The sequence below is a fragment of the Exilibacterium tricleocarpae genome, from assembly GCF_007004655.1.
GTDB lineage: Bacteria > Pseudomonadota > Gammaproteobacteria > Pseudomonadales > Cellvibrionaceae > Exilibacterium > Exilibacterium tricleocarpae.
In genome coordinates, this window is sequence record NZ_ML660097.1 from 215891 (window position 1) to 226561 (window position 10671).

At 60.5% G+C, this 10671-nt stretch carries 9 protein-coding genes; all 9 read left to right on the top strand.

The window, feature by feature from the left end:
- The first annotated feature begins 126 nt into the window (after positions 1-126).
- Entirely contained in the window at positions 127-2472 is a 2346-nt protein-coding gene (locus FKG94_RS17805; protein ID WP_142905677.1) for a DNA translocase FtsK, read from the top strand.
- A 283-nt stretch (positions 2473-2755) separates the two neighbouring features.
- Positions 2756-3382 carry an outer membrane lipoprotein periplasmic chaperone LolA gene (gene lolA / locus FKG94_RS17810; protein ID WP_179957696.1) on the top strand — a complete coding sequence of 209 codons (627 nt, stop codon included), beginning with the start codon at positions 2756-2758 and terminating at the stop codon, positions 3380-3382.
- Positions 3375-4778 carry a replication-associated recombination protein A gene (locus tag FKG94_RS17815; protein ID WP_142905679.1) on the top strand — a complete coding sequence of 468 codons (1404 nt, stop codon included), beginning with the start codon at positions 3375-3377 and terminating at the stop codon, positions 4776-4778. Before lolA ends, FKG94_RS17815 begins: the two co-directional genes overlap by 8 nt.
- Before the next feature lie 15 nt (positions 4779-4793).
- Positions 4794-5168: a fluoride efflux transporter CrcB gene (gene crcB / locus FKG94_RS17820; RefSeq protein WP_142905680.1), complete on the top strand. Its 375-nt coding sequence runs from the start codon at positions 4794-4796 to the stop codon at positions 5166-5168.
- A gap of 51 nt (positions 5169-5219) precedes the next feature.
- Positions 5220-6497, top strand: coding sequence for a serine--tRNA ligase (gene serS / locus FKG94_RS17825; protein ID WP_142905681.1), 1278 nt, complete (start codon positions 5220-5222; stop codon positions 6495-6497).
- A gap of 19 nt (positions 6498-6516) precedes the next feature.
- Positions 6517-7914 (top strand): siroheme synthase CysG, encoded by a 1398-nt coding sequence (gene cysG, locus FKG94_RS17830; RefSeq protein WP_142905682.1) that lies wholly within the window; start codon positions 6517-6519, stop codon positions 7912-7914.
- A 443-nt stretch (positions 7915-8357) separates the two neighbouring features.
- Positions 8358-8600, top strand: a complete 243-nt coding sequence (locus FKG94_RS17835; protein ID WP_142905683.1) for a hypothetical protein — start codon at positions 8358-8360, stop codon at positions 8598-8600.
- A 262-nt stretch (positions 8601-8862) separates the two neighbouring features.
- The gene (gene gorA, locus FKG94_RS17840) at positions 8863-10224 is read left to right on the top strand and encodes a glutathione-disulfide reductase (protein WP_142905684.1); all 1362 of its coding nucleotides are present in this window, start codon (positions 8863-8865) and stop codon (positions 10222-10224) included.
- Positions 10225-10284: 60 nt separating this feature from the next.
- Positions 10285-10548, top strand: coding sequence for a hypothetical protein (locus FKG94_RS17845; RefSeq protein WP_142905685.1), 264 nt, complete (start codon positions 10285-10287; stop codon positions 10546-10548).
- Positions 10549-10671: the final 123 nt, after the last annotated feature.

The following is a 10671-nucleotide window of genomic DNA, read 5'->3' on the forward strand; positions in this document are numbered from 1 at the left end:
AAGATGTCACCCAAAGTTCCAACTCCGTCTAAAAGTGTGTGATAAGCGGCTGAATAACCTAGAAAAATCATTGATAGCCATTACAATAGGCGCAGTTAATACCGGGATAATCCCAAGGATAGCAGCTTGAAGACCAGTAATACCTCAGACACCCGCCCGCCGGTGGCCGCCGCCGGGTTTACCCTGCGGATACTCAAGGAAGGCGCGCTGATTGGCCTGGTCGCCGTCTGCCTGTACCTGATGCTCGCCCTGGTGACCTACAGCCCGGAAGACCCGGGCTGGTCCAGCACCGGCAGCGGCGAGGGAGTGCGCAATGCCGGCGGCCCCACCGGCGCCTGGGTGGCGGATGTGTTTTTCTCGCTGTTTGGTTATCTGGCGTTTCTGTTTCCCCTGATGCTGGCCTACCGGGCCTGGCTGGTGTTCCGCGACCGGGCCCGCCACACCGGTTGGGATTGGGTGCTGTTCGGGTTGCGTATCGTCGGTCTGGCGCTGGTCATGGTGGCCGGCACCGGCCTCGCGTCACTCTACTACGGCGGCGAGAGCAGCCCACTGCCGTTCTCCAACGGCGGGGTGCTGGGCGCTTCTGTGGCCCAGGCGGTGGAGGGGGCTTTCAGCTACACCGGCGGCACTCTGCTGCTGCTGTCGACGTTTTTATTTGGCCTCACCATATTTACCGACCTGTCGTGGTTGGGGTTGATGGATGCCATCGGGCGTCGGACCCTGCAGGCCATAGGTGCGGTTCGCGCCGCAGTCCAGCAGCGGCGCCAGGCCTGGCAAGAGCGGCGCCGGGCGCAGCGGGCGTTGAAAGAGCGCCGCCAGTCGGTGGAGAAACAGGTAAAGGCGGACGCCGCGCGGATTCCCCCGAAAATCAGCGCGCCGCCAAAGAAACCCAAGCCGAGTCCACGGCTGCAGAAAGAAAAGCAGGTATCGCTGTTCGACACCCCGGTGACCGGCGAGTTGCCGCCGCTGAGCCTGCTCGACCCTCCCGATAAGCATCGGGACCAGGGGTATTCAAAGGAGTCGCTGGAGGCCATGTCGCGGCTGCTCGAGCTCAAGCTCAAGGACTTCGGCATAGTCGCCGAGGTGGTATCGGTATTGCCCGGCCCGGTGGTGACGCGCTTTGAGATTCAACCGGCACCGGGGGTGAAAGTCAGCCGTATTACCAACCTCGCCAAAGACCTGGCGCGTTCCCTGGCGGTGATCAGCGTGCGGGTGGTGGAAGTGATTCCCGGTAAATCGGTGGTGGGGATCGAAATACCGAATGAGCACCGCGAAATGGTGCGCCTCAGCGAAGTCCTGGCTTCGGCTGCTTACGAGCATTCCAAATCGCCGCTGACCCTGGCGCTGGGACACGATATCTCCGGCGAACCGGTGATCGCCGACCTCGCCAAGATGCCGCACTTGCTGGTGGCCGGTACCACCGGTTCAGGCAAGTCGGTGGGTGTTAACGTGATGTTGCTGAGTCTGCTGTACAAGTCCACGCCCAAGGAGGTGAGACTGATACTGGTGGACCCGAAAATGCTGGAGCTGTCTATCTATGAGGGCATACCGCATCTGTTGACGCCGGTCATTACCGATATGAAGGATGCCGCCAACGGCCTGCGCTGGAGTGTGGGGGAAATGGAGCGTCGCTACAAGCTGATGGCGGCGCTCGGGGTGCGCAACCTGGCCGGCTTCAATCGCAAGGTCGAAGAAGCCATCAAGGCCGGCGAGCCGCTTGCCGATCCCCTGTGGGTGGCTTCCGAGCACTATGAAGCGGGGGAGGAAGAGGCGCCGGCGCCGGATCTGGAGCCGCTGCCGGCCATTGTCGTGGTGATCGACGAATTTGCCGACATGATGATGATTGTGGGCAAAAAGGTGGAGCAGTTGATTGCCCGCATTGCGCAGAAAGCCCGGGCGGCGGGTATTCACCTGATTTTGGCGACGCAACGGCCGTCGGTGGATGTCATTACCGGGTTGATCAAGGCCAATGTGCCGACGCGCATGGCGTTTCAGGTATCCTCCAAGGTGGATTCACGCACCATTCTCGACCAGGGTGGTGCCGAACAGTTGTTGGGGCACGGTGATATGTTGTATTTGCCCCCGGGCACCAGCGTGCCGCAGCGGGTGCATGGTGCTTTTGTCGACGATCATGAAGTCCACAAGATAGTGGCGGATTGGAAGCGCCGCGGCGAGCCCAACTATCTCGAGGGCGTGATCGATGAAAGTACCAACAGCATTCCGGTGCCCGGTCTCAGCACCGAGGGCGAGGAGGAGGGTGGCAATAGTGAAGCCGATGCTCTTTACGACGAGGCGCTGGCGTTTGTAACCGAGTCCCGCAAGGCGTCGATCTCCTCGGTACAGCGCAAGCTGCGGATTGGTTACAATCGGGCGGCGCGCCTAATAGAAGCCATGGAGGCGGCGGGGGTGGTGAGTGAGATGGGGGCCAACGGCAACCGCGAGGTGTTGGCACCGCCGCCGCCTAAGCAATAGACTGGTCAGCCGCGCCACCTCCGGTGGAACGGTTTGTTAAAGGGGTCGGAGTGCTTGAATTTTGACCAGGCCGTTCCTGGTCAAAATTCAAGCACTCCGACCCCTTTAACACGAACGCCTTTAACACGAGGGGGACGCAACTAAAGTTACGTCCCCGCACCGTGCGCCGCTAGGGGTGCCGATAGCCTGCTCAGGTGATTAGCGGCATAAGCCCTGTTCATCGGGTGTTAAGCTTCATTGAACCAGCATTGTGACTGGAAATATATTGAGAATGGTGTCGTTTATGCGTAGTTTAAGCCTCCTGCTATTGTTCATCTGCAGCGGTCTCGCCCAAGCCGCAAGCACCGCCTCACCGGTCGAACAACTCAGCCAGCTGCTGGCACCGATGCAAACCCTGACCGGCAGCTTTCAGCAGACGATGCTCGACCGCGATGGCGAACTACTCGAACAAAGCAGCGGTCTGTTCGCCCTGAAAAAACCCGGCAGGTTTCGCTGGCAAACCAAGACCCCCTACGACCAGCTGCTGGTCGGCAATCAACAAAAGCTCTGGCTCTACGACCCCGACCTGGAGCAGGTGACGGTGCGTGCCGTCGATCAGCGCATGCAACAGACACCGGCGCTGCTGCTCAGCGGCGAAGTGGAGCAAATCCGCGCGCAGTTCAACGTCGATGTTGTCGAGTCGGGCACCGCTCAACAGGCCTTCGCCCTGCAGCCCAAAGGTAAGAATAATCTGTTCGAATCACTGGTAGTGAAGTTTGCCGCCGGCAAGCTGAGCGAGATGGTGCTCGCCGACAGCCTCGGCCAGACCACCACCATTCGACTCGGTGATCTGGCGGTCAACCCCTCCGTCGACGACCAGCAGTTCAACTTTATCCCGCCGCCCGGCACCGACGTGCTGGTCGATGAGTAGCGACCTGTTTGCCCAACCGGCGCAGCAACCGCTGGCCGCCAGCATGCGCCCGCTCGCGCTCGACGACTACATCGGCCAGGAACACCTGATGGGGCCGGGCAAGCCGCTGCGCGAGGCCATCGAAAAAGACCAACTGCACTCGATGGTACTGTGGGGGCCGCCCGGTGTCGGTAAAACCTCTCTGGCAAAGATGCTTGCCGAACTGACCGATGCCCGCTTCGAAACTCTCTCGGCAGTGCTGGCGGGCGTCAAGGATATTCGCGCGGCCGTTGCCGTGGCCGAGCAGGAACGGGCCGGTCGCGGTCGCAAAACCATCCTGTTTGTCGACGAGGTGCACCGTTTCAACAAGGCGCAACAGGACGCGTTTCTGCCGTTTGTCGAAGACGGCACCCTTATTTTTATCGGCGCCACCACGGAAAACCCTTCATTTGAGCTCAATAACGCGCTCCTGTCACGCTGCCGTGTTTATGTGCTGCGCTCGCTCAGTGAGGAACATATTGTCGAGCTGCTCAAGCGGGCGCTGCACAGCGAGCGCGGCTTAGGTCAGCGGACCCTGACAGTTGCTGCCGAAGAGTTGCAGTTGCTGGCGCGGGCCGCTGACGGCGACGCGCGGCGGGCGCTCAACCTGCTGGAAATAGCCGCCGACCTCGCCACCGAGGACGCCGGCGGGGCGCAGATTTCCCGGGCCACGCTGGAGGAGGTGCTGGCCGGCGATGTGCGCCGCTTCGACAAGGGCGGCGACCTGTTTTACGAGCAGATTTCGGCCCTGCACAAGTCGGTGCGCGGCTCGGCCCCGGACGCCGCCCTCTACTGGCTGGCGCGGATGCTCGACGGCGGCTGCGATCCCCTCTATATCGCCCGGCGGCTGGTGCGCATGGCCAGCGAGGATATCGGCAACGCCGATCCGCGCGGCCTGCAACTGGCGCTCAACGCCTGGGACACCCAGGAGCGCCTGGGCAGCCCCGAGGGCCAACTGGCCATCGCCCAGGCAATCGTCTATCTGGCGGCAGCGCCCAAGAGCAATGCCGTGTATAATGCGTTCAAAAGTGCCATGGCGGATGTGCAACAACTGCCGAGTTACGAGGTGCCGCTGCATCTGCGCAATGCTCCCACCGGTTTGATGAAAGAGTTGGCTTACGGGCAGGCCTATCGCTACGCCCACGACGAGGAGGGCGGCTACGCGGCCGGGGAACGTTACTTTCCCGACGAGATGACAGCCCGATATTACTACGAGCCCGTGGAGCGGGGTCTGGAAATCAAGATCAAAGAAAAGCTGGAGCACCTGCGGGCGCTGGACCGGCAGCAGGGTGAAGGCAGAGAGCCGAATGAGAAACAGTCTGGCGAGAAGCGACCCGACGGCGACCCGTCAGATAGCAAACAGCGCAGCGAAACGTGACAAAGGGAGCTTCCCGTGCACTGGCTGGCGGTAGCACTGGGCGGCGCGCTGGGGGCGCTGGGGCGCTATGCGGTGACGAGCTACGCCTACCCGATTATGGAAAACCGCTTTCCCCTCGGTACGCTGATCGTCAATGTGCTGGGCTCATTTCTGATCGGCGTCTGTTACGTGGTAATTATCGAAAAGGGGTTGGTCAGCCCCGAGTGGCGCCATCTGTTGATGGCGGGGTTTCTCGGGGCCTTCACCACCTTTTCGACGTTTTCACTGGATGCGCTGAACCTCTGGCAAAACGGCCATGCGCTGACGGCACTGACCTATATCGCCGCCAGTGTGATCACCTGCCTGGCGGCCGTGGCACTGGCGGTGCACGTAAGTCTGCGTATTTTTTAGCAGGCGAATCACTGTTTTAATTATCTTTCAACCATCATCTGTTTAGTCACTATGTTAGATGCAAAACTAGTCCGTACTCATCCCGAAACTGTTGCCGAGGCCCTGAGCAAACGCGGTTTTGTGCTCGATATCAGCCGTATTCACGCGTTGGAAGAGGAGCGCAAAGCGATCCAGGTAAAGACCGAACGCCTGCAGCAGGAGCGCAACAGCCGCTCGAAAAATATTGGCAAGGCGAAAGCCGGAGGTGTGGATATCGCGCCGCTGCTGAAAGAGGTGGAGAACCTGAAGCAGTCGTTGAGCGAGGCCGAGCACCAGTTACACGCGGTGCAGGGGCAACTGGATACGCTGCTGAGCAGTGTGCCCAACATACCCGCCGAGGAGGTGCCGGCGGGTGCTACCGAAGACGATAACATCGAAGTGCGGCGCTGGGGTTCGCCGCGCGAGTTCGATTTCGCGGTCAAAGATCATGTCGACCTGGGACTGGCGCTGCAGGGCCTGGACTTTGAGACGGCCAGCAAACTCACCGGCTCGCGTTTTGTCGTGATGTACGGCGCTATCGCCCGCCTGCACCGGGCACTGATTCAATTTATGCTGGATGTGCACACCGGCGAGCATGGGTACCGGGAAATTTATGTCCCCTATATTGTTAATCGCGACTCGATGTACGGCACCGGGCAATTGCCGAAGTTTGAACAGGACGCTTTCAAACTCGATGACGAGCGGGACTACTACCTGATATCGACGGCGGAGATTCCCGTCACCAACATTATGCGCAACGAGCTGTTGGACAGCGGGGCGCAACTGCCGATGAAGTTCGTCTGCCACAGTCCCTGTTTTCGCAGTGAGGCCGGCAGCTACGGCAAAGACACCCGCGGCATGATCCGCCAGCACCAGTTCGAGAAAGTGGAACTGGTGCAGTTCGTGCGGCCGGAGGCATCGGAGGGCGCGCTGGAAACCCTCACCGCCGAGGCCGAGACGATTCTGCAGAAACTGGAATTACCCTATCGCACGGTGATTCTGTGCGGTGGCGACCTCGGTTTCTCGGCGCGCAAAACCTATGACCTCGAGGTGTGGCTGCCGTCGCAGAACCGCTATCGGGAAATCTCCTCGTGCAGTAACTTTGGCGATTTCCAGGCCCGCCGTATGAAGGCTCGCTACCGCCACCCGCAGACCGGTAAAGCTGAGTTGCTGCACACTCTCAACGGCTCGGGTCTGGCCATCGGCCGCACCCTGATTGCGCTGCTGGAAAACTACCAGCAGGCCGACGGCAGTGTGATCGTGCCCGCGGCGTTGCGACCCTACGCCGGCGGTCTGGCAAAAATCGGCTGACATTTGGGTTGCCGCCGCGATGGATTATCTCCCGTTATTCTTTGATCTCAAACAACAGCGCTGCCTGCTGGTCGGCGGTGGTGGCATCGCCCTGCGCAAGGCCCGGCTGCTGGTAAAAGCCGGCGCCAGGGTGCGGGTGGTGGCTCCGCGGGTGGGCGCCGAGTTGGCGTCGCTGGTGGCCGGCGACGGCGAAGTGCGGCTTGAGACCTACTCAGCGGCGCAACTGCAGGGGTGTGTGCTGGTGATTGCCGCCACCGACGACGAAACACTGAATGCGCAGGTTTCCCGCGACGCCCGGGCGCGCAACCTGCCGGTCAATGTGGTGGACAGTCCGCGCCTGTGCTCGTTTATCATGCCCGCGATTGTAGATCGCAGCCCCCTGGTGATCGGTATTTCCAGCGGCGGCCAGGCGCCGGTGCTGGCGCGGTTGCTGCGGGCCCGCATCGAATCCCTGGTGCCGGCCGCCTACGGGCGCCTGGCGGGGCTGGCCAGCCGCTTCAGGGATCGGGCCAAGCGGCTGTTTACCGATGTCGACCGGCGCCGCGATTTTTGGGAACAGCATCTCCAGGGCCCGGTCGCCGAGCTGGTTTTCAGCGGCCGTGAAACCGAGGCGGAGACACTGCTGCAAAAACAGCTCGAGGCGCGTGAACAGGGACTGCCGGAGACCGTCAGAGGCGAGGTCTATCTGGTGGGCGGCGGCCCCGGTGATCCCGATCTGTTGACGTTTCGCGCGCTGCGGCTGATGCAGCAGGCGGATGTTGTCTTGTACGACCGCCTGGTATCGGAGCCGGTGCTGGATTTGGTGCGCCGCGACGCTGAGCGTATCTATGTCGGCAAGCGCCGCTGCGATCACGCGCTGCCCCAGGCCGATATCAACCAGTTGCTGGTGGAATTGGCGCAACGGGGCCAGCGCGTTCTGCGGTTGAAAGGCGGCGATCCCTTTATTTTTGGTCGCGGCGGTGAGGAAATCGAACGCCTGGCCGAACACCATATTCCGTTTCAGGTAGTGCCGGGTATTACCGCCGCCTCCGGTTGCGCGGCCTACGCGGGGATTCCGCTGACCCATCGCGATTGCGCCCAGTCGGTGCGCTTTGTCACCGGGCACCTGCAAAGCGACGGTATCAACCTCAACTGGCCGGAACTGGTGGAGCCGACTCAGACGTTAGTGTTTTATATGGGATTGACCGGGCTGACGGCTATTTGCGAAGCCCTGATCGCGCACGGGCGCTCCCCGGCGACACCGGCGGCGCTGGTGGAAAAAGGCACCACACCGCAACAGCGGGTGTTCAGTGCCGATATCGCCAGCCTGCCGGCTGTGGTGGCGGCCAATGAGGTGCGCGCGCCCACACTGCTGATTATCGGCGAGGTGGTGAGGCTGCGGGAGAAACTCAACTGGTTTCAGGCGGCCGGTGACTGACGGCACTACTTTTGGTGGCACCTCTCGCGTTGGCATGGTGTGGGGACAGGTTTTACCTGTCCCCTTAGAATGGTGCCACTTGCCTCTCTAGTAGCACCGCTATCCGTCACTGCGATCTCCTTCGTTCCCTTTCCAACATTGCGACAAACAGGTAGCAGTGCCAGTTAAAAGTGGCGTGGTCCCTCTCGAGGGGGACAGGTAAAACCTGTCCTCGCACCGTGCCGCTGGAGGTGGTGCCTTTAGAAGGGGGAGTGGCCCCATTCTAAGGGGACGCAACTGAAGTTACGTCCCCGCACCGTGCCACCGCGAGGGGTGCCACCGCAACGCTTTGTGAGGGTCAAGCTTCTGCGTACGAGGCCGATAGCCTGTTCAAGGGGAACTATGCCACTTCCGCACAGTATCCCCAGCTTTGCATCCGCGGAACGTTTCCAATGGGGTGAGCCATGGTACATATAGGACCGACAACACCCGTCACACCCGCCAAGAAAGTGACCGGCAAAAGTCGCAAGGGCGCGGGCATTCCAGCCGCTGCCAAGGCGACCGACGAACCGGCCAAGCCGCCGGCGCAAGATCGGCGCCGGCATCGCGAGCGCCGCCAGCGGCAGCAAAAACCGCTGGTGGACCTGCGCTGCGGCGGCGATCGCCGGCGCGGCGCCGGGCGCCCCCGTATCGACACCGAAGCCTGAACGCCACCAGCCCGGATTCGATGTGCTCTAACGGCCTAAAACTGTGCCAACTGGTTGATCTGACTGCCCGGCAATATCCGGGCTGACTTAAACTCTCTCAATCAACGCTATAGTCATATACAACCTGCTCTTTGCAGTGGGTTCCGGTATAGTTTGCGGCAGTTGGGTGACCCGCTCGCTATGAACTTCTGCTGCGATTGGCTGTCTTTTGCCAGCGTTATCCAGCGGCGCGACGATATTCTTGACTTTGTGAGGAAGGCTTGTGAGCAACTTTGACTACGACTTATTTGTTATTGGCGCCGGCTCCGGCGGTGTTCGCGCCAGCCGTATCGCATCGCAACTGGGCGCGCGCGTGGCCGTGGCCGAGGACCGCTACCTCGGCGGCACCTGCGTCAATGTGGGTTGTGTGCCGAAAAAGTTGTTTGTCTACGGCTCCCATTTCAGCGAGGACTTCGAAGCGGCGGCGGGATTTGGCTGGCAGGTACCGCAGCCACATTTTGACTGGCCGACCCTGCGCGACAGAAAGACCCGGGAGATCGAGCGCTTAAATGGTATCTACGGCAGTATACTGGCCAACGCCGGTGTGGAATTGATTGAGGGGCGGGCCGAAATTACCGGCGCCCACAGCGTCAAAGTCGGCGACCGCAGCTTTACCAGCGAGCGTATTTTAATTGCCACAGGCGGCTGGCCTTTTGTACCGGACTTCGCCGGTGCCGAGCATGTGATCACGTCGAACGAGGCCTTTTATCTGGAAGAATTTCCCAAGCGGGTGATCGTGGTCGGCGGCGGTTATATCGCGGTGGAGTTCGCCGGTATCTTCAATGGCCTCGGTGCCGAATCCCACCTGTATTACCGCGGCCCACTGTTTTTGCGCGGGTTCGATGCCGGCGTGCGCAAAGTGGTTGCCGATGAGATGGAGAAAAAAGGCGTCAACTTGCATTTTGATACCTCCGTGGCGCAGATCGAGCGGTTGCCCTCCGGTGAGCTGGAGGTGACCGATACCCAGGGTCGCACCCGGGTGGTGGATGCGGTGATGTACGCCACCGGGCGGCGCGCCAAAACGGATGGGCTGGGGCTGGAAAACACCGCGGTGAAATTGCGCGAAAATGGTGCGGTGATGGTCGGGGACAATTTCCAGACTGGGGAGCCGTCGATTTTTGCCATCGGCGATGTGATCGGCAGGATCGAACTGACGCCGGTGGCACTGGCCGAGGGCATGGCGCTGGCGCATTACCTGTTTGGCGACAGGCCCAATGCGGCGGTGGACTACGATAATATTCCCACCGCCGTCTTCTCCCAACCCAATATCGCCACCGTGGGCCTGACCGAAGAGCAGGCCCGGGAGCGCTACCCGCAACTGCAGGTTTACCAGTCATCGTTCACCCATATGAAGCACACCCTGAGCGGCCTGGATGAAAAAACCTTTATGAAACTTCTGGTCGATGGCGTCACGGAAAAAGTTGTCGGGTGCCATATGGTGGGTTCTGACGCCGGTGAAATTATTCAGGGCATAGGTATTGCCATAAAAGCGGGCGCCACTAAACAGGACTTCGACAACACCATCGGTATTCATCCCACCGCCGCTGAAGAATTTGTCACCATGCGGGAACCGGTTGCAGGTTAGCCATTTTCGCTCAATCGCCTATACTTAGCCCCATGACCCTCGGTTATGGGGAGTGCGGCGATGTTAAAGGCTTTGGTGGTTTTCTACCTGCGCCTGTGGTGGCAACAGATGCAGTCGCGGCCGGCCAGGAACATCAATCCGGACCCGGCACATTTCCACCGCCGGCGTTTCACCACGAAATACCACCGCAAACGCGGTATTGTAAAAAACCTCTGGATCTCTGCCGGTCTGGTAATGCTTACCTACCCGGCGCTGCCGTTTGTGGTGGGTTTGAGTTTGTTTATGATTTTCCTGTCGTTTTTGATTCTCGATGAAACGTCCTAGGGCCTGTTCACACTAATCAGCCTGTCGGCGATCAGTGAAAAGTTAATGAAAAACCTGAAAACCACATCAAGCTTGTCGAATCGGCTAAAGATTCTTCGGAATCCTTTCAGGCGTCGAAACAGG

Coding starts and splice junctions, on each gene's coding strand:
- FKG94_RS17835 (WP_142905683.1), top strand. CDS start 8,358: ATGGTACATATAGGACCGACAACACCCGTCACACCCGCCAAGAAAGTG.
- FKG94_RS17815 (WP_142905679.1), top strand. CDS start 3,375: ATGAGTAGCGACCTGTTTGCCCAACCGGCGCAGCAACCGCTGGCCGCC.
- lolA (WP_179957696.1), top strand. CDS start 2,756: ATGCGTAGTTTAAGCCTCCTGCTATTGTTCATCTGCAGCGGTCTCGCC.
- cysG (WP_142905682.1), top strand. CDS start 6,517: ATGGATTATCTCCCGTTATTCTTTGATCTCAAACAACAGCGCTGCCTG.
- FKG94_RS17845 (WP_142905685.1), top strand. CDS start 10,285: ATGTTAAAGGCTTTGGTGGTTTTCTACCTGCGCCTGTGGTGGCAACAG.
- serS (WP_142905681.1), top strand. CDS start 5,220: ATGTTAGATGCAAAACTAGTCCGTACTCATCCCGAAACTGTTGCCGAG.